The organism is Chthoniobacter flavus Ellin428, assembly GCF_000173075.1.
GTDB lineage: Bacteria > Verrucomicrobiota > Verrucomicrobiia > Chthoniobacterales > Chthoniobacteraceae > Chthoniobacter > Chthoniobacter flavus.
Map to the genome: position 1 here is coordinate 15,233 of NZ_ABVL01000009.1, position 26,132 is coordinate 41,364.

Below are 26,132 nucleotides of genomic sequence, written 5' to 3' on the forward strand. Positions count from 1 at the left end.
TTTCCGTCGACTGATAAAAATTCCTCTTGCGCAGACGGCCACTCTATTTCACCGGTGCGATTCGAATTTTCGTGTAGAGACAGATTTTCTGTTGTCATCACGCTTCTCATCAGTAGCTTCCTAATAAAGGTTTTTCCAATGAACAATCGCCCCCAGCCCTCTAATCGGATCTCGGCATTCACCCTGGTCGAATTGCTGACCGTCATCACCATTATCGCCATCCTCATGGGCTTGCTCTTCCCCGCCATCGGCGTGGCGAAGGATCAGGCGCGCAAGGCCGAAGCCCGCACGGCGGTGACCGGCATCGCGACTGCGGTGAAGCAATACTACACGGAATACGGCAAGTATCCTCTCGGCAACCTGGCCAACGCCCAGAGCCCCTCGGACGTCATCTTCGGTGACGGCACCAATGCCAACCAGGTCCTTTTCGATATCCTCCGCAATATCGGACAGACGCCCGGCCAGCCGAACCAATACAATCCTCGCGCGATCGTCTTCTTCGACGGCAGGACCGCCTCGGACCCGAACAATCCCAAGAGCGGCTTCGCCACGCAGGATGCAGCCAACGGCGTGACCAAGAATTCCTACATCGATCCGTGGGGCAATCAGTATCGCGTCTGCATCGACGGCGACTACGACAACAAGATCTCCAATCTTCCTTACACCGACTTCCAGGGACAAACCGCTCCCCTCACGGGCGTGTGCGTGTTCTCGATTGGCAAAGACGGAATGCTCGGGAACAAGGGTGACAGCATGTATCGGAATTCCGGCACGAACAGCAATTCCGACGACATCGTCTCCTGGCAGTAAGCGAAGCTTTCCAGCTGCCGCGGGTGTAGTTCAATGGTAGAACGGCAGCTTCCCAAGCTGCATACGAGGGTTCGATTCCCTTCACCCGCTCCATTCTCGAGGTTCTGAACATCAGAACCCACAGGCCGTCGAGGAAGTTCGCCGCATCCTCCTGCTCAACGCCGGCCAGACCGCCCGTAATTAATTTCGCTCCCTCGCCTGCGTCTTCTTTTTTAGCGACGCCGAAGCGCACCCGTGAGGTCGAACCCCACGGGTGCGGAAACCAGGCACGTGAGCGGTTCTCCTCAAATCGCTGCGACCGGATTGACCTGACTTTCCGCGATGGCGGTGAGCTTTTTGTCCGCCGCGCCTTCTTCCTCCAGCGTCATCTGCAAAATCTGGGCAGCGGAGTTTTCTCCCAATCGTTTCGCCAGAGCCCGGACGGTCCCGTAGCCGGCCATCTCGTAGTGCTCAACCCGCTGGGCGGCGCCGATGAGGCCAGCGTCGCGCACGGAGTCGTCTCCACCGGCTTTGACATAATCTTCCCCCTCGGAGATGAGGCCCTTCATGGCGGCGCAGGTCTCGCCGGTGGGCTCTTCGTTCAACGCGGCAAAAATTTGCTCCAGGCGGCGGGCGTGCGTCCGGGTCTCCGCCAGATGGCTGGTGAAGGCCTCTTTCAAAGCGGAAGACGTCGCCGCTTCCGCCATTTTCGGCAGAGCGTCGATCAGTTGGGTCTCCGCACTGTAAAGGTCGCGGAGCTCGTTGAGGTAAAGTTCACGGAGATTGTTGAAGGTTGGAGCGAAAAGACTCATAGGATTTATCGGGTTTGATGTTCCGTCCTTCTCTTCGCCACGGATGCGCCGGAAGATGTCAGGGGCTCGCCTGATATTAGCGATCGAAGCCGAAGAGATGCGCATCCGGATGCCGGCGTCCCGCCAGCGTCTGGCGAATGATCGCCGCGGCGACAGCGCTGTAGGTGATGCCGTTGCCACCGAATCCCAAGGCAAAATGGCAACGCGGCATCTGCCGAATGCATCCGATATAGGCAAGGCCGTCCTTCGTTTCTCCGAACGTGCCGGCCCACCGATAGTCCACGCGCAAAGGGATCTCGGGAAACAGGCGATGGAATCGCGTAGCCAATCGCGCGGTCTTGCTCTGGATGAGGCGATCACGTTCCGTCGGGTTACGGAAAGGAACGTCTTCACCGCCCACCAGAATGCGCCCGCCCGCCGCTGTTCGGAGATAAAGATAGGGACGGGCGGTCTCCCAAAGCAGGCATCGCTTCCACCAGCCAGGAAATCGATGCACCGCTTCGCTCGCCAGGGCGAAGGTGCTTTTCAGTCGGACAATCCGCTGGGGAAGGAATGCCTGGGATTCGTAACCGGTCGCCATGACGACATGGGTGGCGTGGATGAGTTGCCCGGTATCGGTCTTCAACCGCACTCCCCGACGGCCGGGCTCCAAATGGGTCACGATCGTGCGATCGAATACGCGCGCTCCCCGAGTGACGGCGTCGGCCAGTAAAACGTGCGTCAGGCGGTGCGCATCCAGTTCGGCGGCCTGCGAGGAAATCAGCGCGGCGGGCCGGGAGAAGGAGAATCGCGCACCGATTTCCTTTTCGTCGAGAAAGTCGACCGCGATGCCCGCTTCCCGGCGGGCCGCGCATTCTTGTTGGAGCAGGCGAATCTCCGAGTGCTTCGTGGCGAGATAAGCACTGTCTTTGCGGCGAAAGGCGCACTTTGCTCCCACCTCTCCGGCAAGTCGTTCGATGGTATCGATACTATCGTGGCAGGCGCGGTAGGCGCGCTGGGCATCACGCTTGCCCATCCGCCGGATGAGATCCACGAGGTGGGTATCGATCTCATACTGCAAAAGCGCCGTGCTGGCGCTGGTGCTGCCGCCGGCGACATCCCGTTTGTCGACGACGACCACATTCCAACCGGCCTTGACCAGGGTATGCGCAATCAAGGCGCCGCTGATCCCGGCGCCGAGGACCAGCACCTCGCAGCGCACGTCCTCCTGCAGCGACGGATACTCATGCGGCAGACCATTCTTCAGCAGCCAAAAGGGATGGGGCGAAACGAGATCCACAGCCTCTATACTCGGACCGGATTTCCCTCGTCGTCGATCACCGAAAATTCCCACTTCATGACCGCTTTCGCCGGCGCTTCAAGCGACTCTGCAGGAGAACCAGCACGGCCGATTCCGCGGAACTGAGATGAGCAAATCCGCGACGGATTTTCCCTGCCGCGCGCTGCTGGATGGTGGCGATGGTGTTTCCCGAAAGGTAGGACTCCAGAATCTCCGGGTGGATATAGCATTTGCGGCACACCGTCGGCGTATTGCCCAGCACCCGCGCTACTGCCTCGATCGCGCGCACGATATTCTTCTTCAACTGCCCGCGAAGCGTCACGGCCTCGAACTCCCGCAGGGCAATCGCCGCCAGCACCGTCCCCGCCCAGGTGCGAAAGTCCTTGGCGGTGAAATCATCGCCGGTGATTTCGCGCAGGTATTCGTTCACATCCTGCGAATCGACGTCGCGGATGGCGCCGCTTTCGTCCTCATAGACGAACAGCTCCTGGCCGGGCATCTCCTGACACTTCTTCACAATGCGGGCGAGCAGCCGATCGTGAATGCTGATCTCATGCTTCTTGCCGCTTTTCCCGCGAAAAGTGAAACGCAACTTCTCCCGATGAACCGCGACATGCCGGTTGCGCATCGTGGTTAGCCCATACGAGTGGTTGTCGCGCGCGTACTCATCATTGCCCACGCGAATCAACGTGCTCTCCAGCAACCGCACGATGGTGGCCAGCACCTTTTCCCGGGGCAAACCACGCCGGCGGAGGTCGGCCCGCACACGCCGGCGAATCTTCGGCAGCACGTGGGCGAACTCCAGCATCCGGGCAAACTTCGTTTCGTCTCGCTGCTCGCGCCAGCGCTCATGATAGCGGTACTGCTTGCGGCCACGCGCATCGCGGCCCGTCGCTTGAATGTGGCCGTTTTCGAAGCGACAGATCCACACGTCCGTCCACGCCGGCGGAATCGCCAGGTGCTTGATGCGATTGATCGTTTCCCGATCGGTGACCCTCCGCCCATCGGGCGCAACGAAGCGAAACCCCTGGCCACTTTTCTTCCGTTGAATACCCGGCTTCTCATCGGACGAATACCGGAGACGAGCTCGTTTCGCTTCGACGGGAGCGAATACTTTGCTGGCGGAGGAAAACGCAGAAATCACCGTCCACCGAATCGCAACCCACTGCGGTCGCGGCTGTTGTCGGGGCTACCCGTCCTTCCTGTCGCCAGGCTCGTTTGCAGATTCGGCAGGAACGTCCTCGTCTTCCACCCGTGGCGGCCGACCCTCGTCCAAATCCCCCAGCGTCCCGAGTTTCACCTTCGACGCCTCCCCACGTGCCTCGAACTCCGCCTGCGCCTCTCGCGTGAATCGCGCCCACGGCACCGCCTTCAGTCTCTCCGCAGGAATCGGTTGGCCGGTGAGTTCACACACGCCATAGGTCCCCTCCTCAATCTTTGAGAGGGCATGATTGATCTCCACCAGCAAATCCTGATCGTGCGACAGGACTCCCCTGCTCTCATCCGCCTGGTTGAGATCGGTGGCGGTATCGGCGAGGCCGTCTTGAATCGGATTCGGATTGGCCTCGCGCGCGGTGGTGGCCAGACCGCTCACCAGATCAATGCAATGATCCCGTTCTCGCAACAGCGCGTCGTAATAACCTCGCCACCGTGGATCGATTTTTTTCCGGTCCGTCATTGCGCCGGCGCCCGTGCCGTCGCGGCCGAAGCCCGGCGCCGAAGCCGGCGAAGTTTCATTGGTTGGATCTGCCATAACGGAAATCTCCTTTCTCATTCTTCGCATTCACCGCTGCCGTGGTCCCCTGCGATTTGCCGCTCATCATCACACTGCGGCGCTGTTCTCCGGGATTTCCATCTGCGCGGCGGAAAGCGATGACTTTGCGGATACACGAGACAGGCTTTCCCCTGATTGGCAGGCCACGAGGAGTTCCCTAGCATCCGGATTCGCTATCTCGTTTGGGTAGCAAAAAAGCCCCACTCTGCCGAGTGCGATCCGGCAGAGTGGGGCAATGTGCAGAGCATGAGGAACCCGCACTCCGGGAAGCCTGACCGGCGAACCTGACTCGGCAAGCGGGGCGAAACCCGACCGGCAGCGGCAACTCTGATCAGTCCAAGACGCGAGGGGAATCGAACTCATCAATACTCGTCATGAACACCACCGCTACTTCCAGAGATCCACGCACTCGCGAACCGCAACCGCCTTTCGAGGGCCAGCAACGCATTGCGCCGCCGGGTGAGACTACCGAGATGAACCCTCGCCCCGACCACGGGGAAGAATCCTATCGCGGCAATGGTCTCCTGCAGGACTTCGCCGCGGTGATTACCGGAGCCGATAGCGGTATCGGTCGCGCGGTGGCTCTCGCCTTTGCCCGGGAAGGCGCCAACGTCGTCATCTCCTATCTCAATGAAGAAGAGGATGCCGCCGAGACAGAAAAGTGGGTGACGAAGGCCGGTCGAAAGGCGCTGCGCATCGGCGGTGACATTCGTGACGAGAGCCATTGCGAAGGAATCATCAAACAATGCCTGCAGAAATTCGGGCGGATCGATGTGCTGGTCAATAACGCGGCCTATCAAAGCACGCATCCGGAAGTGGAGGAAATCTCCACCGAGGAATTCGACCGTGCTTTCAAGACGAATGTCTATGCGACATTCTTCCTCAGCCGGGCGGCGCTGCGACACATGAATCCGGGGTCGGTCATTATCAATACGACCTCCATCCAGGGCTTCGATCCCAGCGGTCATCTCCTGCATTACGCCGCGACCAAAGGAGCGATCGCTAACATGACCCGGACCATGGCGGAACTGGCCAGCAAGAAAGGCGTCCGCGTCAACGGCGTTGCTCCTGGTCCCGTATGGACTCCGCTGATTCCATCGACGATGGAGATGGAGAGAGTGAAGAAATTTGGCGCGGACAGTTTGTTCGAGCGTCCCGCCCAACCAGCCGAAATGGCTCCTATTTATGTGTTCCTCGCCTCGCCCCTCGCGAGCTTCGTCACCGGCGAAATCTATGGCGCCACTGGCGGCAGGACACCGCTGTAAACACCCCTCGCGGGGAAAGGATCAACCGGAGAAATCTCTTAATCCCTAATCTCCAATCCGGGTTACCTATTCATTCCTCTTCTTTGGCCTCTTCGCTGTTTCAAGTGGGTGGCTTACGAACTGCCTATGCTCGCGGTGAAATCATCGTAGTGCGCGCGAAGCGCCCCGAAAAAACGTGTCATCCTGAGCGGAGCAGGGAAACATGGGCGGAGTCGAAGGACCTCTGATCTCCGTGGGTTTTTGCGCGGAGCCGTGTAACCGAACGACGGGATTGCGATACAATCGTTGCTGTTATTCGCTAAACCATGATCTTTGCCGTACTGAAGAAGGGGGAAGTCCAATATCCTCTCTTCACCCGCTTCACCGAGAAGACATTTTCTCTTCGAGAGCTTACCGACGCTCCGCGCAAAAACCCACAGAGATCAGAGGTCCTTCGACTCCGCCCATGCTTCCCCGCTGCGCTCAGGATGACAACGATGGTTGGGGCGCTTCGCGCTCACTGCCATAATTTCACCGCGGGGCAAACGCCAAGCCGTTGGCACCCACTTCAAACAGCGAAGAGCCCTTCTTTGGGATCACTCAGAGGCGCCTCGGCTGGCCCAGCCATCACTTCGCCGGTAGCCATGAAACGCGATCCATGACAGGGACAATCCCAAGTCTTCTCAACGCCATTCCAGCGCACGATACAGCCCATATGCGGACAGACGGCTGACTTCACACTCACTTTCCCTTGCGGATCGCGATAGGCGGCCATCTTTTTACCGTCGAGCAGAATCACCTTCCCTTCGCCGCGCGCCACGGCGCGAAGAGAATTGGCGCCGGGCTTTTCCAGGCTCTGCTTCAGCATGTAGTAAGGATAGTCCTTGTTTTCCTTCAGGTAATTCCACGTGCCGCCGAACAGCGTCTTGCGATGAACATCGAACAGTGAACTCCACGGATTGCGACGGCCGGCAAAGGCATCGCACGCCATCATCGCCCCCAGCGTCCCAAAGGTCATGCCGTTGCCGGAAAATCCCGTGGCTATGAATTGGCGGGGAACGATCTCACCGATGTAAGGAAGGCCATCGTTTGTCTCGACCACCTGTCCAGACCACCAGTGATCGATCGTGATCTTCGGGAAGATTTGACGGAGCCGCTTCTCGACGCGTTCGTAGTGCTTCTGGGGATCGCGAGCCTGGCCGGTCTTGTGATCGGCGCCTCCCAGAATGGCATAGTCGTGATCGCGATATCGATCGATGCGTAGATAAAAGTAAGGGGAGCCGGTATCCCAAAAGGACGCGTCCGGCAGAATATCCGGCTGGATATTGGCCCCGATAGCATAGGTGTTATAGGAGGCTAGTTTGGTCTGGAAAAGGGCGGCGCTGGCGGTGTTCGTGGCGCCTTGCAAAGGGACGTGCGTGGCAATGACGATGTATTTTCCGCGAACGGTATGGTCATTGGCCTGGACGGTGGGCGGATCGATCTCGATGGACGACGCCTCCGACTTTTCAAACACGTGGCAGCCCTCTTTTCGCAGCACACGCAAAAGACCACGCAAATACTTTGCCGGATTGAATTTTGCCTGGTCGGCAAAAGCGACGCCCGGCACGCGCATTAACGGTACTTCATCGATGTAGATCGCATCGAATCCCAGTTCACCCGCGAGACGGGCATCTTCCTGCAGGCTGGGCGCCTCCTCCCGCCCCTTTCGCGGGAGTGCGTGGAGATATCCCGGCACCCACCGAAACTCACAGTCGATCTGCTCGTCGTCGACGATCTGATGGATCTGCCGCACGGCCGCGAGGCCGGCGTCCCACGTGGCCTGCGCGTGGTTGTGCCCAAAGCGTTGCACCAGATCGCTCAAGCGAGTGTCCGTGACATAGGTGAGATGCGCGGTGGTGTGGGCCGTTTCCCCGGAAACGAGGCGTCCCCGCTCCAGCAGGGCCACGGACGCGCCGGCCTTGCGGAGAAGATAGGCGGCGGTGATTCCGGTGATACCACCGCCGATGACGATGACATCGACTTTTAGGTCTTTTCCCAAGCGGGCGAATTTCGGCATCTTCGCGGTGTCCGGCCAAAGTGGTGTCGTTTTCATGCGGTATAGAAAGGAGTTCGATGCTCCTCGGTGAGACGGGCTTGTGACGCGCCGATTTCTTTTTCGCGGAAAGCCTCGGCGAACAGCAAATGAGGGTGGCCCCTGATCTCCAACACCGTGGGTGCATGCGTAAGATAAGGTTACGAACCGATCGATCCCCCGCTCCGTTGGCCTACGCCCACGGTGGCGATAGCCATATACCCAAGAATCAATCCTATGGACCCTGAGAAATACCAAGCTTGCATTGAAGCCTGCCACGCCTGCGTCACCGCCTGCGAAAACTGTGCCGCCTCCTGTCTGGAGGAAGACGACGTCGAAATGATGGTCGGCTGCATCGAGCTCGACCGCAGTTGCGCTGATATCTGCGCATTGGCCGCGCGCGAAATGGCGCGTGATTCCGATTTCGCCGTCCGCGTCTGCGCGATTTGCGCGGAAGTCTGCGAAGCCTGCGGGACGGAATGCGGCCGGCACAAGATGGATCACTGTCAGCACTGTGCCGCGGCCTGCCGGCGCTGCGCGAAACTTTGCCTCGAGATGTCGCAGGCTCACTCCTCACAACCCCTTTAGCGGAATCGACGGCCAGCCTTCTACTTTTCCAGCGCCTTTTTCAAGGTGTTGAAGGCGGCGACCTCTTTGCCTTCCTCCAGGAAAGACATGGCCTGTCGGATTTGCCGCTTGAGTTGCGCGACGTCATGAGATTCATGGTCCGCGGTCTCCGTGGCGAAGGGAATCACGTTCAGATCGGGCGAAGCCGTTGATTTCCGTCTCACAGAGACCGGTGGTTTTCTCTTCTTCGGACGAGGCGCCCGGTCCTTTTTGGGCAGCTCCGGCGACTTGAAGAGATCGTATTTGATGCCGACCACCTTGCTGCCGGCGAAACGCTGAATCGATTTGGGGAAAATCAGAAATTGACGATTCGTTCCCTTTTCGAAGCCGACGAGACCGTGATCCGCCGCTTTGCCCGTCGAGTTTTGGATCAAAGTCATGACGCGGTGCGCCTTGATGGCTGCCTGAAGTGTCCGGTCCTTGGCGGGATCCATTAGCGCCAGATACGTCTGAGGCTTTCCGCTCTTTTCCGTGACGGTCGCGAATCGTGCGGTTTTCACACTTGGAGATCGTCAGCGCCGCGGCTCGCGGATTGTTCCTGTTTTCTCCATGAAGCGCGCCTCGCCCGCTGGAAGCGAAACCTGTGTGCAATGAAAACACCTCGCGATCCTCACGGTGTGGCCCCGGACAAATCGGAGTGGGCCCTGCTGCTCATCGACGTCATTAACGACTTCGATTTTCCAGAGGGTCCCAAGTTATTGCGCTTCGCGCTGCCGGCCGCCCGACGGCTCGTTGCCTTGAAAAAGCGGGCCCATCGGGCGGGTGTTCCTGCGATCTACGTCAATGACAACTTCGGACGCTGGCGGTCGGATTTTCGCAAACAGGTTGCACGGTGTGTGGATCAGAAGTGTCCCGGCTCGCCGATCGCAAAACTTCTCCCGCCGGCGGACGATGATTATTTCGTTCTCAAGCCGAAGCATTCCGGCTTCTTCTCCACTTCACTGGACGTTCTCCTGTCTCACTTGGGCGCGCGAAAGCTGATCCTGACCGGCTTCGCCACGGACATCTGTGTCCTCTTCACGGCGGATGACGCTTATATGCGGGACTATCAGCTTTCCATTCCCGTCGACTGCTCCGCGGCAGAAACCGCCGCAGCTCACCGTCGCGCTTGCGAACACATGAAGCGCTTCCTAAAAGCAGATATCCGCCCCTCGGCGAAGCTGCGTTTCCGAGCTGATTGATAGGCTGTAAAAAAGTGCCCGCGAATCACGCGAATCACGCGAATCACGCGAAACGTATTTTCATTCGAGTCATCTGCGTGATTCGCGGGCCAAACGAATTCCATGCGAGTCAAATTTCACGTGGCAGCGCACTCTATCGCAGCCCTCCGCCACTACCGAGTCTCGCAGCCCTCGTGTCCGCAATCGGAGGCCTGCCCATCCGTCAGGCACCCCGTCAGGCACGCGCTGAAACCATGACGTGAACGACATATGGGGGTTCAACCGAGGTCGCCGCGTGCATGTAAAACGCGCGATCTCTCCGGCCACGGCGAACTTAGGAAGATCCCTGTTCGCAGCGGTTAAAGCAGCGTCTGCCCGCTCTGCGCAATGTGCAGTGAGCAGTGGGGGTTATTTCACGCGTTCGATGCGAAGGTATCCGCCGCAGTCTGTCGCGCCACCGATCTCGAGGGGGTGGTCCGGCCATTTTTGAAAAAAACCGCCGTAGTGGTCGGTGACGGCGAGCACCATGACGATTTCATCCAACGTTTGGCCCGGCCGTAGTTTCATCTCCAACTTCTCGTGAAACTGAGGCTGGTCGCTGACGCGTCGCAGGAGCGGCTTGGAGGTGTGATTGGGGGACTGTTTCCAGACGGTCACAGTCACCTCTTGAAGGGCAGTAATCGTGTGAAACATGAGAGGGATCTCGTGGTTTCGTTGTGTAAAAGATCCCTCATCAATTTTCATGCCGTTCTCGAAAGCGTCCCTACGAGGGAGGTCGCGCTGGAAATTGTGCCAGCTTGTCTCGACAGAACCGGGCGCGCCGTCTTCCCGCGTGACAGTTTTTCCTGCTTTCCCTGAGCGCTAGGACCGAAGCAACCGCAGGAGATTCGATTGCTTTTGGTCGAGCTGATCCATCGTACACTGGGCAGGCTTCTTGTCTGGCCGCCAACGCAGGAGCCTAGTGCCGTGGCGGAAGCGGTTGCCGGTCACATGATCGTAGCAGACTTCGACGACCAGCTTCGGATGGAGCGGCTTCCAGACGTTTTCTTTCCCGCGATTCCACCGGCTTGGGCCGCCGGGGGCACTGCCGGTGAAGCCCGGCGGCTCGATTAATTTTTCGAGCTTTTTGGTTAGAGCGGGCCGGTCCGCCGCGGCAATGCTGGAGGTGAAACCGACGTGGTTGAGCAAGCCATTCGTATCGTACAGGCCTAACAACAACGAGCCTACCAACGGGCTCGATGTCCCGTAGCGGAAGCCTCCGACGACACAATCCGCGCTGCGGAAATTCTTAATCTTCTGCATCCCATCCCGTTCGCCGGATCGATAGGGCAGATCCCGGCGCTTGGCCATGATGCCATCGAGCGTCGCTCCAGTCTGCGAAAGCCATTTCTTCGCCTGGGCAAGCTTCGGCGTGCTCGGCGAAAGCCGAATCCCATCCTGCCCGGCGAAATATTTCGCCGCAAATTTTTCGAGGCGTGAACGGCGCTCACTGAAAATGGTTTCCAACAAGGAAGTGCCCTTTTCGTCCGCCAGGAAATCGAAGACGACAAAGATCGCCGGCGTCTCCTGGGCGAGACGCTTTACCCGCGAGGCGGCGGGATGAATGCGCTGCAGCAGGGCATCGAAAGAAAATCCCCGGCCTTCCGGCACGGCAATCTCGCCGTCGAGAACAAACCGCGGCGCTTTGAGCTTTCCCAACGCGGCTGCTACTTCCGGAAAATAGCGGGTCAGCGATTGCGAGGACTTCGATTGCAGCTCCACGCTTTTTCCGTCTCGAAAGGCAACACATCGAAATCCGTCCCATTTCGGCTCATACTGCCATTCCTTGCCCGTAGGAATCGTCTCGACCGACAAGGCCTCCATGGGAGGAAGCGGAGGATGGATTGGCAACGAAGCCGGCATGGGCGAATTCCTTAAAAGACGAACATGCCGATGGCGGCGCCAAACATGAGGACGGTCGTGATCGTGACCACGACCATGCTCAAACGGGAACTGGGCTGGCCTTGCATCAGTTCTTTGTCGCGGGCCACGAGCAGGATGCCCACGAGAAGAAAGGGAGCGAGGATACCGTTGACCACGGCGCTCCAATAGAGCGCCTGCATGGCGCTAACGTTCAACAAATCGAGTACTACGCCGAGGGCGACCGCCGTGACGATCGCGACATAAAATGCACGGGCGCGAGGAAACTGCTCATCGAGGCCCTGGCGCCAGCCGAACGTCTCGGCGAAGGCGTAAGCGGCCGAACCCGCCAACGTGGGAACGGCCAGAAAGCCGACCCCCACCAGGCCGACCGTAAACAGGATGGCGGCGAAATTCCCGGCCAATGGCCGAAGTGCTTCGGCGGCCTGCCGCGAGGTTTCCACGTGGGTGTGGCCCGACTTATGGAGCGTCAGAGCGGTGGTGAGAATGATGAAGAACATGACTGCGTTGGACACGAGAGTTCCGACGCCTACATCCCATTTGCGGTCCTCGATGTGCCGATCCGAAGCGCCCCGGCGCTGGGCCAGCTTCTTTTTTCCGCGAGATTTCTCCTCTTCCACTTCCTGAGAACTCTGCCAGAAAAAGAGATAGGGGCTGATCGTCGTGCCCAGCAGCGCCACCAACGTTCCCCAAGCGTCATGATCTTTGGGAAAGGTGGGTATGAACGTGTGCCGGGCGACCAATCCCCAATCGGGCTTCACGATGAATCCGGTAATAACATAGGCGAAGAGCACCAAGGCCAGCCACTTCAGAATGTTGGCGATGGCGTCGTAGCGAAAACGAATCGTGGCTACCGCGATCGCCACCCCGAACGGCAGCACCCAATAATGCGAATTGATCCCCGTAAACATCTCCATGGCATCGCCCATGCCGGCAAGATCGGCACCGATGTTGATAGTATTCGCGGCAAAGAGAGCAAAGGAAGCGGTGACCAGCAACGGTTTGGGAACCTTCTTTCGCAAAGCACCAGCCAGGCCCATTCCGGTCACCATGCCGATGCGGGCACACATCATCTGGACGGCTCCCATGAGAGGCCAGGTCAATAAGGCCGTCCAAAGCAGCCCCAGGCCATGCTGAGCTCCGGCAATGGAATAAGTCGCGATTCCAGAGGGATCGTCGTCGGCCGCTCCGGTCACGAGACCGGGCCCCAATATTCGCAAAAAACGCGTGAACCGGTTGCCCGTGTGATCGGAGGCTTTGGCCGAGTTTTCGGAAGGCGCTTTCGACATGGATTTCATCGACGGGCAAACGAAGTGGGCAATCCACTTTCTCTTTCGCGGAAAGCGGGAATCATTTCGGCACGACGCTGATCTCGCCGCTGCGTTCCAGGATGGCGAATTTCGCGTCGGCCGGACGTTCGACGCCTTTGAGGCGAAGCTCCTCGAGCAGATCTTCGTTCGTAATGTGATGCTGGGTCATCTCGCGCTGGTGGACGTTTCCCGCCTCGACCAAAGTCTGGGTGGAACCCTTGATGAGATCACCGAACCGTTTCCACCGGCATGCAAGGTAACCGAGGAGTCGATGCAAAATGGCGAGGGCGAAGCCCGCGACAATGGTGGGAATCAGTTGCTCCGACCCGTTCACCGCGCGCGCCATGATCGATCCCAGAATGAAGCCAAGAATGATGTCAAAAGCCGTCTTTCGCGCGAAAAAACGTTTGTTCGCGAAGCGCACGATGATGAGCGTAGCGAAGAACACCACCACCGCCCGCAGCAAGACTTGGCCGACGGTGAGATGCTGCGCTTCCACCCCCTCCCCAAACAGCGAGTATAAGGTCTTCATCTCGTGTTAGTTCGAAATTGTATCTCTAAATCGCATTTGGGCGAACAAACGGACGGTCGGCACAAGTCCATGAACGAGAGATTCCGCGAAGTCCGGGTATGAAGGATCTGCTTTTTGTATATGTGGATGTGGACGACACGCTGGTCGAGAAGACCGACGAAGGCGACCGGCCGAAGCCCGCGGTGGTGCGACACGTGTGCGAGTTGCATAAACAAGGCGCGCTTCTGTACTGCTGGAGCACGGGCGGCGAAGATCACGCGCGAGCGACGGCGCAGAAGCTCGGCATCGAAGGATGTTTCGCCGGGTTTCTGCACAAGCCGCACATTTTCATCGATGACCAGAGCGCGGCGGAATGGCCCGGCTTCCTCCATGTTCGCCCGGACGAATTGCAGACGTTCGAGGACTATCGTCGCGAGGTGGAAAAGAGAGCCGAATAAAAAAGGGAAAGAGATGCAGCACCCGGTCGGCGCTGCATCTCCCTACCTGATGAAACGAATGGCGTTACTCGCCACCCGCCGGGGCCGCCTCATTGACCTGCGTTTCGGCCAGCTTCGTCAGCTTGGCGTCCGTCTCCTTTTCCTCCTGGAGAGTTTTCCCCAATAGCGAAGCGGCTTCGCGCTGACCCAGGGTATTTGCCAGGGCGATCGCTGTCCCGTAGCCGGCGATCTCGTAATGCTCGACCCGTTGGGCGGCGCCGATCAGGCCGGCATCGCGCACCGAATCTTCGGCATCTTCGCTGATGAGTTCCGCGCCTTCTTCGACGAGGCCTTCCATCGCCTTGCATTTGTGGCCGCCCAGCTTCTTGCCGATCATCTCGGCGATCTGATCCAGCCGTTCCACGTGTCCCTTGGTCTGTTCCAGGTGTTCTTCGAAGCCGGCTTTCAATTCTTCATTGGAAGCGGCTTTCGCCATTTTCGGCAGCGCTTTGACCAATTGGTTTTCGGCGCTGTAGAGGTCTTTCAGTTCGTGATGAAAAAGATCTTCAATAGTTTTGAGTTTCATACCTTCCTTTTCGCTCTCCCCCCGTCGGGCGGTCGGCTTGCCACACGCACCGACATCACGGTCAGGTTCCCACCGTAAGGCGACTGCTGCGGTTGCCGCCGAATTATCGAAACCGTAGGAAGAAGCGCACCCGGAATCCCCAAGCTGAAAGTGCTGTAAACATACATACACCCGGCCTTTCCAACACGAACAAAACAATATGCCAAAAGGTTCCAAATCCAAATACACCAGCAAACAGAAACGCAAGGCTGAGCACATTGAGGAAAGTTACGAAAAGCGAGGGGTGAAGAAGAAGGAAGCGAAAAGCCGTGCCTGGGCGACGGTCAATAAGTCCAGCGGCGGCGGGAAAAAGAGCGGCTCGGGTCGCGGGAAAAAGACCAATAAGAGCCCGGCGAAAAAGGGCGGGAGAAAAGGCGGCGCGGCCAGCTCGCGGAAAAAGAAATCCTGATCTCATGACGACGACCCGGCAAAAGAAAGCAGCGAAGTCGAATATCAAAAAAGCGGCCGCAGCTGCGAAATCGAAGCGCACGATCTCACATCTTCCGAAGAAAACTCGTACCGCCTTGGGTAAAGAGGGCGCCAAGGCGGCACGTCGTAAGAAGCGATCGCACAAGTAGCGGCGCTTCGATGCGCTCCGCGAACCGCCGTGAATGGAATGCAAGCCAGAGACGAAACGATCAGCCGGCAGCTACCCATCGGCGCAGAGGTCCACGACGACGGCACTCACTTCCGGGTTTGGGCTCCTCGCTCCGCGACCGTCGCCGTTGAGTTGGGCGAGGACTGCCAATTGCAACAGAGCCTCGGGACGTTCCCCTTGGAGGCGGAAGGTAACGGATATTTCAGCGGCCTCGTTTCCCCGGCACGACCGGGACTTCATTACAAATTGCAGCTCCAGCACGGTGCCTTTCCCGATCCTTCATCTCGTTACCAACCGGGCGGTCCTCATGCCGCCTCGCGGATCATTGATCCGAGCACGTTCGAATGGTCGGATGGAAACTGGAAGGGCCGGACCAATGACCAACGTGTCTTGTATGAATTGCACGTGGGAACCTTCACCCGCGAAGGAAGGTGGCGGGCGGCCGCCGAGCAACTCGCAACGCTGGCGGACCTCGGCATTACGACGATCGAGATGATGCCGGTCGCCGATTTCCCTGGCCGCTACGGCTGGGGCTACGACGGCGTATCCTTGTTTGCCCCCACCCGCCTCTATGGGGAACCCGGCGACCTTCGCCATTTTATCAATCAGGCACACACCTGTGGTTTGGAAGTGATCCTCGACGTCGTCTACAACCACCTCGGCCCGGACGGAAACTATCTGCCGGAATTTTCCGCCGACTACTTCAGCAAGCGCTATCAAAACGAATGGGGAGAGCCGCTGAATTTCGATGGAGAAAACAGCGGACCGGTGAGGGAATATTTCCTCACGAACGCGGCCTATTGGATCGCCGAATTCCACTTTGACGGATTGCGCGTCGATGCGACGCAGCAGATTTTCGATTCTTCGAAGGAGCACATTATCGCCGCGATCAGCAGAGCTGTCCGCACCGCGGCCAACGGCCGGACGACCTATCTCGTGGCGGAGAACGAACCGCAGCAGACGCGCCTCGTCCGATCGTTTGAAAAGGGCGGATATGGAATGGATGCCCTCTGGAACGACGACTATCATCACAGCGCAATTGTCGCCTTAACGGGACGCATGGAAGCGTATTACTCGGACTACCGCGGCACCGCGCAGGAATTTATCTCGGCCGCCAAGTGGGGCTATCTCTACCAAGGGCAACGGTATGAATGGCAGAAAGCCCGGCGTGGCACTCCGAGCCTGGAACTGCGGCCCACGCACTTCGTCACCTTTCTGGAAAACCACGATCAGGTCGCCAACTCGCTGTGGGGAAAGCGTCTCTTCGACCTGGGAAACGCGGGACGCGCTCGTGCGCTCACGGCTCTGCTCCTCCTTGGGCCGGGAACGCCGATGCTGTTTCAAGGCCAGGAATTCGCCGCCTCTTCTCCCTTCGTCTATTTCGCGGATCACAATCCGGAGCTGGCCGAAAAAGTCGCGGCGGGCCGTGCGGAATTTCTGCGCCAGTTTCCCAGTATCGCGTCGCCGGAGGCGACTGCCATGCTGCCCGATCCGGAAAACGAGGAGACTTTTCTGCGCTGCAAACTCGATTTCACCGAACGCGAGAAGCACGGCGACGTCTACCGTTTGCACCGGGATCTTCTCCGGCTGCGAAAGGAAGATCCGTTGCTGGGCAAAGCGGAGCGTGGAGCTTATGACGGCGCCACGCTGGGCGAACGAGCATTCCTTTTGCGATTCTTCGGTCGTTCGCAAGATGACCGCCTGCTGATCGTCAATCTGGGTCCGGCACTCATTTTCAGTCCCGCACCAGAGCCGCTGCTCGCTCCGCCCGCCGAGATGCAATGGGAACTCGTGTGGTCGAGCGAAGACCCCGCGTACGGCGGCAATGGCATCACCCCTCTGAAAACCGAAGAAGACAATTGGCGCATTCCGGCAGACGCAGCCGCCTTGCTGGTTCCGAAACTCATACCAGCGTCCCATGAATCCTCCGACCCTTCTGCGAAAAATTGATTTGTCGAATACCCGCGCGGAAACCGCGCGGGATTTCCTGCGCCGGGAATGGCTGCTGACCAACGGACTCGGAGGTTACGCCTCAGGCACGATCTCCGGCATGGTTTCGCGTCGTTACCATGGCCTGCTCGTGGCAGCACTCCCGGCGCCGTTGGGACGCATCGTGATGTTGAACCATCTGGCGGAATATCTGTATCCAACCGAAAGCCGGCAGCTCCAATTTGGCGGCGATGAAAAATGCGGGCCGGATACCCCGGATGAAAAATGCCATTTCATTCGGGAATTTCGCCTGGAGGATGGTCTGCCGGTCTGGCGTTACGAGATCGAAGGGCACGTGGTGGAAAGATCGATCCTGCTCGTCCATGGCCAAAACACGGTGCACATCACCTACCGGCTCCTGACGGGTCAGGACACGCTGCGGCTGGAACTCGCACCGGCGTTCCATTTCCGCCCGCATGAAAACGACGTCGGGGGCAGCTTGGGAGAAGGCTACACTTTAAATATTCACAATCATCATTATGAAGTGCAGGGGCCGGCGCCTTTTCCACCGGTGCGCATGATCGTGCAAGATGGCTCCGCGGCCTTCACGCACGCGGGGACATTTCGGAGTGAAATCAGTTACCAAATGGAAGCGGAGCGTGGTTATCGCTCTTTGGGCTCCCTGTGGATTCCTGGTAACTTTCTCATCGAGCTGCGCCCGCACGGTTCGGTGACACTCGTCGCCTCGACCGAGCCGTGGAACAGCGTCCTCGCTCTGACTCCCTCCGAGGCCTTTGCTTCGGAACGCGAGCGCCGGCGGCGGCTGATTGCGGCGGCGCCTCCCGAGACGCAGCAGGGCGAAGCGGCGGAACTGGTGCTGGCGGCCGACCAATTCATCATCAGCCCCGCCGGTCGCGTGGAGGATGCGGCGCGCGCCAGAGCCGCGGGCGATGAAGTGAGAACCGTCATCGCGGGCTATCATTGGTTCACGGATTGGGGACGTGACACCATGATCAGCCTCGAGGGGTTGACCCTGCTCACCGGACGACAGGTGGAAGCCGGCTGGATCCTGCGCACGTTTGCCCACTACATCCGTGATGGATTGATCCCGAATATGTTCCCGGAAAGTGAGTCGGAAGGGTTGTATCATACCGCCGATGCGACGCTTTGGTTCTTCCACGCACTCGAGCGCTACCTAGAAGCCAGCGGGGATCGAACCACCTTGGTCATCCTGTTGCCGAAGCTCGTCGAGATCGTCGAGAAACACCTGCACGGCACACGCTTTGGCATTCACGTGGACCCCAAAGACGGACTGCTCCGGCAGGGCGCCGAGGGTTACCAGCTCACCTGGATGGATGCCAAGGTCGAGGATTGGGTCGTTACCCCGCGGCGAGGCAAGGCGGTGGAGATCAATGCACTTTGGTACAATGCGCTGCGGCTCCTGGAACGCTGGCTGCGCGAGGAAAACCGAATAGCCGAAGCAGACGCCTATGCCCGCAACGCCGAGCAAGTGCGAACGGCATTCAATCAGCGGTTCTGGTCCGACGAGCTCGGCTATCTCTTTGATGTCGTCGACGGAGAGCAAGGTGACGATCCCGCGTGCCGCCCCAACCAGATCTTCGCGATCTCGCTTCCGCATCCCGTGCTCGCTCCGGAACGGTGGCCGGCGGTGCTGGAAAAAGTTCGCGGAGAGTTGCTCACGCCCGTAGGGCTGCGCTCGCTGAGCCGCGGCCATCCGGATTACAAGTCGCGCTACTTCGGCGATCTCCGTGCCCGGGATGCGGCCTATCATCAGGGCACCGTTTGGGGATGGCTCATCGGTCCCTTCATCGATGCCTGGTTGAAGGTCCATCCTGAAGACCGCAGCGGCGCACGCCAGTTCCTCTCCGGCCTGCTCGCCCACCTCAGCACCGCCTGTATCGGCTCGATGAGTGAGATCTTCGATGCGGAGGAACCTTTCACTCCCCGGGGCTGCATCGCGCAAGCGTGGACGGTGGCGGAAGTGCTCCGCTGCTGGGTGAAGACGGGGGAGAAAAAATCGTGAGCGCATCCCGGGAAGTCCCTCTTCCGGCTTAACCCGAATGCATGTTCAGCGCTCGCCCTGACGAGGCGAAAGGGCTCATCGGCGCTCGCAAAAGCGAAGGTTCAGCATGAGCAAAAGGAAAAGTACTCGGATCGTGGTTTCTCTTTTTACGTTCATCTGCGGCACGGCTTACTTCAGCATCGGCGAAACGCCGGCGCCCGCCGCCCAAACAGGCGTCCGATGCCGTGCAGGAGGCGCAAACGCAGCATCCAGTACCGATTTCCCGGCCGGAACAAACGAAGACGGACCACGACAAGTCCGATATCTTCGAGGCGAACAAGGCCATGCCTTCGTCCAATGCATTCAAAGACCAACCGGACAAAGGTGAGATACTCGGATTCGACTTCTATCGAGATCCCCTCGGTGCGAAGAAACCGATGGAATCGCCGATGGAAATCGAGAAAGCAGACAAGGCGATGAAAGACGAGGTCATGGCGCAACAGCGCAAACTGCTCGAGCATCGCTATATCCTGACACCGAAGTTTGACCCGGAAGTGAAGATGTCGCGAGGAAAGCCAGTCCCGATCGGCCCTACGGCGCGGCTTCCGAAAGGGATCACGTGGGAGGACCTGGCGAAGATGTCTCCGGAGGAGATCCGCAAAGATGGAACTTTTCCCTATCCCTCTCTACCCCACCCCAAACAGGCGCCGGGCGGGCAGGTTTTTCCTCAAGTGCAGATCAAAATGTTTCCCCGGCTGCAGCGGTTCGATGTCGACTTCGATCTACCGGACGCGTTTCTTCCGGAATTTCCGCCGGCCATCTTTCTCCAGAGTCGACCGGAATTGGGAGATGTCTCCCGCGGCGAGGTGGTCTCAATCAATAACTATTACCGGCTCTTCAAAGATATCCTGACGCCGGTGCAACTCGATGGCTTGCGAATGCTGGTCACGCCGTTCCCCCAGGAAGAGTTCAATCCCACGGACGACCGCAAGAGCGAAGAACCCAGCTTGGGGGTCACCTGCCTGGACTGCCACGTGAACGGCCACACCACCGGACAAATCCACCTCAATCCCGACGATCGGCCAGAGCAACGCCGCATGCGCCTCGATACGGTCAGCTTGCGAGGACTTTACAATCAACAAATCCATAGCTCGAAGCGCAGCCTGCGTTCGGTGGAAGATTTCACGGAATTTGAGCAGCGGACGGCTTACTTCAACGGCGACGAAATTCACGCTTTCAAAAAGGGTGCGAATATCCTCAACCGCGTGCAAGTCAGCCACATGGCGCAGATGCAAAACATGTTCGATTTCCCGCCGGCTCCGAAGCTGAACGTGGAAGGCCGGCTCGACCGCAGCAAGGCGACGGAAGCGGAAATCCGTGGCGAGGATTTGTTTTTCGGCAAAGCGCAGTGCGCGGTTTGCCACCCGGCGCCCATCTACATGGATCAGCAAATGCACGACCTGAAGCTGGAACGATTCGTCAACGAGGCACCACTGGGGCCGATGAAGACCTTTACGCTGCGCGGAATCAAAGACAGTCCGCCTTACATGCACGACGGACGTTGCTTCACCCTCGAAGACACGGTGGAGTTCTTCAACCTGATCCTCGAATTGAAGCTCAATCCTCAGGAGAAAGCGGACCTGGTCGCTTTCATGCGGACTCTCTGAGAAAGCGGCGGATCTGTGCGCCGCCAACAGACTCACCGTCACCAGCGGGCGATTTTGATCAGGATGCATCTGAGGAGCACCGGATGTTTCGATCGGCGGTTTTCCTGAAGGGAAACTTCCGTCGCTGATTCGATTCCCCAAATATGCCACTCGAAAATAAAAGCCTGCACGTGTTGCGTCTCACCGGTCGCTGGATCGTTGAAAAAGATGATGGGACCAGCGTCGGCGACGCCGATGATCGCGAGAGCGCCATCGCCCTCGCCCAAGAGAATGCCCAGCGAGAAGGCGCGAGCGAGATCGCGATTCACCAGGAAGATGGGCAGGTCGAAAAGACCATCGCCGTGGAGGATTGAGCCCCTCTTAGGCGGGGCTCCGTTTGATCAACTCGACGGCTCTTTTGGGGCCATGACGCCCCATGATCCGAAGCTTCTCGCCCTTCATTTGATTGTAGGAAATGAAGAAGTGTTCGACTATATGGACTCACGGAAACCGCAAGACGGTCTTGCCGCGGGAATGTTCCCGCTCGAGATGGTCGTGCGCCTTCTGCGCCTCGGTGAATAGGAATATCCGGTCGAGATGCACCTTCACGCGTCCGTCAGCGACCAGGCGACCGATGACGTCCAATTGCGCAGGGCTCGAATAGACTACGACCTCCCGGCCGCTCACATCGGCGCGCCCGTCTGGCTTCGGGTTAGGCAACGTCGACACGAGAATGCCGCGCGATTTCAGCGTCGACCATGAACGTTGGCGAATCTCTCCACCGATCAAATCCAGAACGAGGTCCATGCCCGTGGCGATCTCTTCAAAGCGCTCGGATTGGTAATCGATCGGTCTTCCCGCGCCCAACGATCCCACGAAATCGACATCGCTTCCCGCACAGGTAGCCAGGACCTCGGCCCCACACCACGCGGCAAACTGCACCGCATAGTGCCCCACCCCTCCTCCTGCTCCATGAATCAAGACCCGCTGACTCTTGCGCAATCTCCCGTGCTCAAAAAGAGCCTGCCAGGCCGTCAACGCTGCCACGGGAAGTGCGGCTGCCTCGAGATGATTGATGCCGAATGGCTTGCGCGCGATTTCGCGTGGCGAGGCGGCAGCCAATTCGGCGTAACTCCCGCGATCATAATCGAGCATGCCGAACACCTCTTCGCCGGTGCGAAACTCGGACACCTCAGAACCTGAGCGGATGATTGTTCCGCTGATATCACGGCCGAGGGTCGCCGGCAGGACTGGGTGGAAACGCGGGAACGTGCCGGCGCGTATTTTGGTATCCACCGGATTGACGCCGGCGGCTTGCACCAGCACCAACACTTCATCGTCGTGGATTTCCGGCTCGGGAATTTCCACCACCCCCAAGGATTCGGCTCCGCCTGCTCGTATCATTTGCACGGCTTTCACGGTGGGATAATCGCGCTCCCTCGATAGCTAACTCATCAAAGAGGCAATTCTTTCGCCGAGGGATAGCCGTGTTGTTCCCGTCCCACGTCTCCATCGTAGAATTTCGTGGTCTTGAACTTCTCGTAGCGTCCATCCGCGGCAAACTGGTGACACCGCTGGCGCAGTGCTTCCATTTCCACCTCCGTCATCGGCTTGAAATTTCGGGCAATCTCCAGGTTTTGATGAAGTACGCCGAGAGAATCGATCCCACTGATCGTCGTCGCCACCGGCAGGCTCATGGCATAGCGAAGTCCCTCCTCCGCGGTAATCGTTCCGCTGGTGACCATTTCACCAGAACCGCCGAGGCTTTTCATCCCCAGCACGGCGACGCCGCGGCGGATGGCTTCCGGCAGGACCTGTTTTTCGAAACTTCGAAATGTGCCGTCGAAGCAATTCAATGGCATCTGCACGGTGTCGAACGGGAAATCATGCTCCAGCATTTTCAAGTGGATTGACGGATCTTTGTGCCCGGTAAAACCGATGAATCGCACCTTCCCCTGCTGCTTGGCCTCCAGCAGGGCCTCGGCCGCGCCACCGGGAGCGAAGATGAGATCCGGATCATTGAAATAGACGACCTCGTGGATTTGCCAGATATCGAGGTGATCGGTCTGTAAGCGGCGTAGCGAATCCTCGAGCATGCCCATCGCGACCGCTTTGCTTCGCCCGTGGGTGCACACCTTGGTCATGAGAAAGACTTTGTCCCTCGCTCCTTTCAAAGCCTTGCCCATCCAGTGCTCGGATTTCCCGCGGTGATATTCCCAGCAATTGTCGAAGAAGGTGATGCCTCCTTCGAGCGCCTCCTTCACAATTTCGATGGCCGCGGTTTCATCGCAGGCGCTTCCCAAATGATGGCCGCCCAAACCGAGAGCGGAAATTTTGACGCCGGTCTTACCGAATGGTTTCAGGGGAATGTCGGGCATGCAAAAAGGGCGCGAGTTGTTGTCCAGCCGCTTCGCCGCCAGCTCGAGCGCCGGTTGTAGGGGCGCTCCCTTAGATTCCCTCTTTCCGCCCTATCACTCGACTTCACGATTCCAATGCGGCAAGGTCATTGCCTTCCGCACTCACGGTAGGGAACGGAATCCAACGGAGATCCCGCTCCCATTTGTACATTGGTTTCGGTTGTTTTTTAGGGGCGGGGCGGATATACTACGCTCAGCGGTTTTTTCCTCCCCCTATGAATACACGTTCCTCGCTGCGTCGTAATCTCACCGCCTTCACGCTCATCGAGCTGCTGACGGTCATGGCCATCATCGCCATTCTGGCCGGGTTGTTACTGGTCGCGATCCCTGTCGCGAAGCAGATGGTCTATAAGGCAAGCGCCAAACAGACCGAGTTGAGTCTCATCACCGCCATCAACGCCTACTACTCCGATTACGGCAAATATCCGCTCGGGAACAACGTGCCCGATCCGAATGCGGCCACCGATGTCCTCTTCGGCGACTCACATCTCAGCAACCAGGCTCTCCTCGATATCCTGCGCAACGTCGGGCCGGACTTCAATACGCCGAACCAATACAATCCGAAGGGTATTCCTTACTTTCCGAGCAAGGTCGTCTCCAATCCCACAGCACCCAAGGATGGAATCGCGACACAAGACGCGGGAACGGTGAAGAAGGATTCGCTGGTCGACCCTTGGGGGAACGAATACCGCATCTCCATCGATGCGGACGGCGATAACCGCATCACCAATCTGCCCTACAGCGACTTTCAAGGAACTAATGCCCCGCGAGTGCCCGTCGGCGTTTTTTCGATTGGCAAAGATGGAATGCTCGGTAACAAAGGCGATGGTACCTTTCGTCAGAACGGTTCCGCGTCCGACGACGTGATCACCTGGCAGTAATCCACTGCCCGGCCTCGCGGGTGTAGTTCAATGGTAGAACGGCAGCTTCCCAAGCTGCATACGAGGGTTCGATTCCCTTCACCCGCTCCCAACCACCAAAATACAGGGGAGAACCGCACTTGAAAGGGCGGTTGGACGCCCCGGTCAGGCGAGGGGTTGGAGGAAATCCCGCTTGTTACCGGCTGATAAGACATTAGCGCTGTCAGGATTCCCGGACGTTCGATCGCGAACCAAGCTGCCAATTGGTCTCCTCGAAGGTCTTCCACTTACGCGGCGGAGAAGCGCGCGGAACGGCGTGGCGTGCAAGGAGAATGCGCCAAGATATGGCCAACAAACGGCAACCACAGTGCAGCGCAAACGGGTTCGCTCACTAGATTGACAGCATGTCGGATCGACTGCCATCCCCCAATGATGATCAAGGCAATGATCTGCACGCTGCGTCGGCTTGCGTGGCCTGCGGACTGGATTTCTCAGAAAGTGCAACGTTCGCGGTTGAAATAGCGGCTAGTTTTGCCAGGGCGCTCCATGAACCGCTGCTTTTGGTTCACGCCCACGAGTCTGCCGCCCGGCAACGGCTGCCGGAAAACCTCAACGAATCGCTCCGTCGCTTTCTGCGCGACCAATTTGAGGAAACTGCGGACTATCTTCGGTCAAGCGGTATCCCGATTATTACCGCATTCCATTCCGGCGAACCGGCAATGTCGCTGCTTACCGAAACCGCCGAGCACGACGCGAGACTCCTGGTGCTGGGTGCACCGCTCGATGGCGAGGCTGCTCGCAGAGTATCGCTCGAAGTGGCCCGGGAAACTCCCGTACCTGCTTTGTTCGTCCGCCAACCCGCGCCGTTAAAGGCATGGTTGTCAGGCGAGCGCGAGCTTCGGGTGCTGGTTGGGATCGACTTCTCGTCGGCATCGTGGGTCGCGCTGCGATGGGTCAAGTGGTTGCGGGAATTGGGGACATGCGACGTGACTGTTGCCGTCCTAGAGCCTGAGGTGCTTCCCCCGACCGGTTCGGGTTTCCATTGCAAGGCAGAGGCAGACAATTTGGTTCGTCAAACCACCAAGGCGCAGGAGCAATTCTTTCGGCGACTTGTAGAGACGCTGCTGGGACGCCCGCGTCTTCGCGTCCGCTTCGAATACGGCTTTGCCCGCTCGGATGCGCATTTCATCGAGATGGCCAGTGCGGTCCGGGCAGACCTCATCGCCTTCGGAGTCGGAGCTTCGTCCGCCGCGAGAGGAAACAACCAGCCGATTTGGCCCGGCGTGTTGCACTACGGGCCATTCAACGTCGCGCTTGTCCCCTACCAATTTGGTGACAGCGCTCCCTGTTTTGCTCAGTCCCAGAAGAAACAAAACCACGATCATGAACCCACAATCAGTTATAAATGAGCCTATACCTGCTCCTCCCTCGAGCAGCGGTCTCACCGGCGACGCGGTCTCGAAATCGGTGCAGGTGAAAAACATTCTCGTGCCGGTGGATTTTTCGGAGTTGTCACTCAAATCGCTGCACTACGCCATTCCTCTCGCCCGGCAATTCGGAGCGAAAATCACCCTGTTGTACGTCGTCGAACCGCTGACCTACTCTCCGGAATTCCCCTCGTGGATGGTGCTTCCTCCAGATCCCGCCGTCGAAATGCGGAAAGAGTTAAGCGATCTGCGCAAAGCGCGAATTCCGGAGGACATCGACGTGGACATTGCGGTGTACGATGACTTCGTTCCTTCCGGCGTGATCGAAGCCGCGAGATCGAGCTGTGCCGACCTCATCGTGATCACCACTCACGGTCGCACCGGCCTCCACCGGCTGCTGGATGGGAGCGCCTGCGAAAAAATCGTCCGCCTCGCCCCATGTCCAGTGCTCGCCCTGCGAGAACCGGAACGCGAATTCGTTTAGCGATACCCGCGGCCGCGCATCCGCATGCGAAGGAGACAGCGCCGAACCCGCCATAGCAAGGGCCTCGCGGCCATGGCCACATCCGCAAATCGATGACCTCGCAATCGGCGGCGGCCGACGAGCGCACTACATCGGCTCACCCGTGCAGTAAGAAAGCATTCCAAGATCAGCCCCATCCATATCGCC

26 protein-coding genes, 2 tRNA genes and 1 pseudogene are annotated in these 26,132 nt (G+C 58.7%); 16 read left to right on the forward strand and 13 right to left on the reverse strand.

Features of this window, described 5'->3' with window-relative positions:
- The first annotated feature begins 138 nt into the window (after window positions 1-138).
- Together CFE428DRAFT_RS15545 and CFE428DRAFT_RS15550 are read left to right on the forward strand one after the other, a co-directional pair.
- Window positions 139-810 (forward strand): type II secretion system protein, encoded by a 672-nt coding sequence (locus tag CFE428DRAFT_RS15545; RefSeq protein WP_006980539.1) that lies wholly within the window; start codon window positions 139-141, stop codon window positions 808-810.
- A gap of 19 nt (window positions 811-829) precedes the next feature.
- Window positions 830-903, forward strand: a tRNA-Gly gene (locus CFE428DRAFT_RS15550).
- Between the two features lie 191 nt (window positions 904-1,094).
- Here the strand turns inward: CFE428DRAFT_RS15550 and CFE428DRAFT_RS15555 are convergent.
- The 4 genes from CFE428DRAFT_RS15555 to CFE428DRAFT_RS15570 all read right to left on the reverse strand — a co-directional run bounded on the left by CFE428DRAFT_RS15555 (window position 1,095) and on the right by CFE428DRAFT_RS15570 (window position 4,633).
- The gene (locus CFE428DRAFT_RS15555; RefSeq protein ID WP_006980540.1) at window positions 1,095-1,601 is read right to left on the reverse strand and encodes a ferritin-like domain-containing protein; all 507 of its coding nucleotides are present in this window, start codon (window positions 1,599-1,601) and stop codon (window positions 1,095-1,097) included.
- A 76-nt stretch (window positions 1,602-1,677) separates the two neighbouring features.
- The gene (locus CFE428DRAFT_RS15560; RefSeq protein WP_006980541.1) at window positions 1,678-2,880 is read right to left on the reverse strand and encodes an NAD(P)/FAD-dependent oxidoreductase; all 1,203 of its coding nucleotides are present in this window, start codon (window positions 2,878-2,880) and stop codon (window positions 1,678-1,680) included.
- Between the two features lie 55 nt (window positions 2,881-2,935).
- Window positions 2,936-4,024 (reverse strand): DNA topoisomerase IB, encoded by a 1,089-nt coding sequence (locus tag CFE428DRAFT_RS15565; protein ID WP_006980542.1) that lies wholly within the window; start codon window positions 4,022-4,024, stop codon window positions 2,936-2,938.
- A gap of 45 nt (window positions 4,025-4,069) precedes the next feature.
- Window positions 4,070-4,633 carry a TraR/DksA family transcriptional regulator gene (locus tag CFE428DRAFT_RS15570; RefSeq protein ID WP_006980543.1) on the reverse strand — a complete coding sequence of 188 codons (564 nt, stop codon included), beginning with the start codon at window positions 4,631-4,633 and terminating at the stop codon, window positions 4,070-4,072.
- Window positions 4,634-5,028: 395 nt separating this feature from the next.
- Between CFE428DRAFT_RS15570 and CFE428DRAFT_RS15575 the strand changes: the two genes are divergently transcribed.
- Complete coding sequence (locus CFE428DRAFT_RS15575; protein ID WP_006980544.1) at window positions 5,029-5,919, forward strand: SDR family oxidoreductase; 891 nt, start codon at window positions 5,029-5,031, stop codon at window positions 5,917-5,919.
- Between the two features lie 547 nt (window positions 5,920-6,466).
- On the opposite strand, the gene CFE428DRAFT_RS15580 is transcribed toward CFE428DRAFT_RS15575, so the two are convergent.
- Window positions 6,467-7,993 carry an FAD-dependent oxidoreductase gene (locus tag CFE428DRAFT_RS15580; protein ID WP_006980545.1) on the reverse strand — a complete coding sequence of 509 codons (1,527 nt, stop codon included), beginning with the start codon at window positions 7,991-7,993 and terminating at the stop codon, window positions 6,467-6,469.
- 216 nt (window positions 7,994-8,209) lie between these two features.
- On the opposite strand from CFE428DRAFT_RS15580, the gene CFE428DRAFT_RS15585 reads away from it, so the two are divergent.
- Entirely contained in the window at window positions 8,210-8,560 is a 351-nt protein-coding gene (locus tag CFE428DRAFT_RS15585) for a four-helix bundle copper-binding protein (RefSeq protein WP_006980546.1), read from the forward strand.
- A 20-nt stretch (window positions 8,561-8,580) separates the two neighbouring features.
- On the opposite strand, the gene CFE428DRAFT_RS15590 is transcribed toward CFE428DRAFT_RS15585, so the two are convergent.
- Window positions 8,581-9,099 (reverse strand): hypothetical protein, encoded by a 519-nt coding sequence (locus tag CFE428DRAFT_RS15590; RefSeq protein ID WP_006980547.1) that lies wholly within the window; start codon window positions 9,097-9,099, stop codon window positions 8,581-8,583.
- 90 nt (window positions 9,100-9,189) lie between these two features.
- Between CFE428DRAFT_RS15590 and CFE428DRAFT_RS15595 the strand changes: the two genes are divergently transcribed.
- A complete protein-coding gene (locus tag CFE428DRAFT_RS15595; RefSeq protein ID WP_006980548.1) occupies window positions 9,190-9,780 on the forward strand; it encodes a cysteine hydrolase family protein in 591 nt (196 codons plus the stop codon).
- A gap of 387 nt (window positions 9,781-10,167) precedes the next feature.
- Here CFE428DRAFT_RS15595 and CFE428DRAFT_RS15600 read toward each other — a convergent pair whose 3' ends face one another.
- The 4 genes from CFE428DRAFT_RS15600 to CFE428DRAFT_RS15615 form a co-directional block, all read right to left on the reverse strand.
- Entirely contained in the window at window positions 10,168-10,503 is a 336-nt protein-coding gene (locus CFE428DRAFT_RS15600; RefSeq protein ID WP_157447535.1) for a hypothetical protein, read from the reverse strand.
- 117 nt (window positions 10,504-10,620) lie between these two features.
- Window positions 10,621-11,661 (reverse strand): ATP-dependent DNA ligase, encoded by a 1,041-nt coding sequence (locus CFE428DRAFT_RS15605; RefSeq protein WP_083805184.1) that lies wholly within the window; start codon window positions 11,659-11,661, stop codon window positions 10,621-10,623.
- An 11-nt stretch (window positions 11,662-11,672) separates the two neighbouring features.
- Complete coding sequence (locus tag CFE428DRAFT_RS15610) at window positions 11,673-12,968, reverse strand: Nramp family divalent metal transporter (protein ID WP_083805197.1); 1,296 nt, start codon at window positions 12,966-12,968, stop codon at window positions 11,673-11,675.
- 61 nt (window positions 12,969-13,029) lie between these two features.
- The gene (locus tag CFE428DRAFT_RS15615) at window positions 13,030-13,521 is read right to left on the reverse strand and encodes a DUF421 domain-containing protein (protein ID WP_006980552.1); all 492 of its coding nucleotides are present in this window, start codon (window positions 13,519-13,521) and stop codon (window positions 13,030-13,032) included.
- A gap of 98 nt (window positions 13,522-13,619) precedes the next feature.
- Here CFE428DRAFT_RS15615 and CFE428DRAFT_RS15620 point away from each other — a divergent pair, with 98 nt between their 5' ends.
- Entirely contained in the window at window positions 13,620-13,958 is a 339-nt protein-coding gene (locus tag CFE428DRAFT_RS15620; RefSeq protein ID WP_006980553.1) for a hypothetical protein, read from the forward strand.
- 64 nt (window positions 13,959-14,022) lie between these two features.
- Here CFE428DRAFT_RS15620 and CFE428DRAFT_RS15625 read toward each other — a convergent pair whose 3' ends face one another.
- Window positions 14,023-14,523 carry a YciE/YciF ferroxidase family protein gene (locus CFE428DRAFT_RS15625; RefSeq protein ID WP_006980554.1) on the reverse strand — a complete coding sequence of 167 codons (501 nt, stop codon included), beginning with the start codon at window positions 14,521-14,523 and terminating at the stop codon, window positions 14,023-14,025.
- Window positions 14,524-14,722: 199 nt separating this feature from the next.
- On the opposite strand from CFE428DRAFT_RS15625, the gene CFE428DRAFT_RS15630 reads away from it, so the two are divergent.
- The 6 genes and pseudogenes from CFE428DRAFT_RS15630 to CFE428DRAFT_RS35745 all read left to right on the forward strand — a co-directional run bounded on the left by CFE428DRAFT_RS15630 (window position 14,723) and on the right by CFE428DRAFT_RS35745 (window position 21,132).
- A complete protein-coding gene (locus CFE428DRAFT_RS15630; RefSeq protein ID WP_006980555.1) occupies window positions 14,723-14,971 on the forward strand; it encodes a hypothetical protein in 249 nt (82 codons plus the stop codon).
- 4 nt (window positions 14,972-14,975) lie between these two features.
- Window positions 14,976-15,140, forward strand: coding sequence for a hypothetical protein (locus tag CFE428DRAFT_RS37390; RefSeq protein WP_157447536.1), 165 nt, complete (start codon window positions 14,976-14,978; stop codon window positions 15,138-15,140).
- Between the two features lie 38 nt (window positions 15,141-15,178).
- Window positions 15,179-17,110: a malto-oligosyltrehalose trehalohydrolase gene (treZ, locus tag CFE428DRAFT_RS15635; protein WP_006980556.1), complete on the forward strand. Its 1,932-nt coding sequence runs from the start codon at window positions 15,179-15,181 to the stop codon at window positions 17,108-17,110.
- Entirely contained in the window at window positions 17,079-19,133 is a 2,055-nt protein-coding gene (locus CFE428DRAFT_RS15640) for an amylo-alpha-1,6-glucosidase (RefSeq protein WP_006980557.1), read from the forward strand. Before treZ ends, CFE428DRAFT_RS15640 begins: the two co-directional genes overlap by 32 nt.
- A 212-nt stretch (window positions 19,134-19,345) precedes the next feature.
- A pseudogene (locus tag CFE428DRAFT_RS15645) lies at window positions 19,346-20,779 on the forward strand (cytochrome B6); the annotation flags it as partial.
- A gap of 143 nt (window positions 20,780-20,922) precedes the next feature.
- On the forward strand, window positions 20,923-21,132 hold the full coding sequence (locus tag CFE428DRAFT_RS35745; protein ID WP_006980559.1) for a DUF2188 domain-containing protein: 210 nt from the start codon (window positions 20,923-20,925) through the stop codon (window positions 21,130-21,132).
- Between the two features lie 127 nt (window positions 21,133-21,259).
- Here the strand turns inward: CFE428DRAFT_RS35745 and CFE428DRAFT_RS15655 are convergent, their stop codons facing one another.
- Both CFE428DRAFT_RS15655 and CFE428DRAFT_RS15660 read right to left on the reverse strand, forming a co-directional pair.
- The gene (locus tag CFE428DRAFT_RS15655) at window positions 21,260-22,177 is read right to left on the reverse strand and encodes an NADP-dependent oxidoreductase (RefSeq protein ID WP_042725106.1); all 918 of its coding nucleotides are present in this window, start codon (window positions 22,175-22,177) and stop codon (window positions 21,260-21,262) included.
- A 35-nt stretch (window positions 22,178-22,212) separates the two neighbouring features.
- Window positions 22,213-23,136, reverse strand: a complete 924-nt coding sequence (locus CFE428DRAFT_RS15660) for an aldo/keto reductase (RefSeq protein ID WP_006980561.1) — start codon at window positions 23,134-23,136, stop codon at window positions 22,213-22,215.
- A 254-nt stretch (window positions 23,137-23,390) separates the two neighbouring features.
- Between CFE428DRAFT_RS15660 and CFE428DRAFT_RS15665 the strand changes: the two genes are divergently transcribed.
- The 4 genes from CFE428DRAFT_RS15665 (at window position 23,391) to CFE428DRAFT_RS35750 (ending at window position 25,946) form a co-directional block, all read left to right on the forward strand.
- The gene (locus CFE428DRAFT_RS15665) at window positions 23,391-24,056 is read left to right on the forward strand and encodes a type II secretion system protein (protein ID WP_006980562.1); all 666 of its coding nucleotides are present in this window, start codon (window positions 23,391-23,393) and stop codon (window positions 24,054-24,056) included.
- 16 nt (window positions 24,057-24,072) lie between these two features.
- Window positions 24,073-24,143: transfer RNA gene (locus CFE428DRAFT_RS15670), tRNA-Gly, on the forward strand.
- A 296-nt stretch (window positions 24,144-24,439) separates the two neighbouring features.
- Window positions 24,440-25,444 carry a universal stress protein gene (locus CFE428DRAFT_RS15675; protein WP_006980563.1) on the forward strand — a complete coding sequence of 335 codons (1,005 nt, stop codon included), beginning with the start codon at window positions 24,440-24,442 and terminating at the stop codon, window positions 25,442-25,444.
- Window positions 25,419-25,946 (forward strand): universal stress protein, encoded by a 528-nt coding sequence (locus CFE428DRAFT_RS35750; RefSeq protein WP_006980564.1) that lies wholly within the window; start codon window positions 25,419-25,421, stop codon window positions 25,944-25,946. The genes CFE428DRAFT_RS15675 and CFE428DRAFT_RS35750 overlap by 26 nt, the downstream gene beginning before the upstream one ends.
- Window positions 25,947-26,132 lie beyond the last annotated feature (186 nt).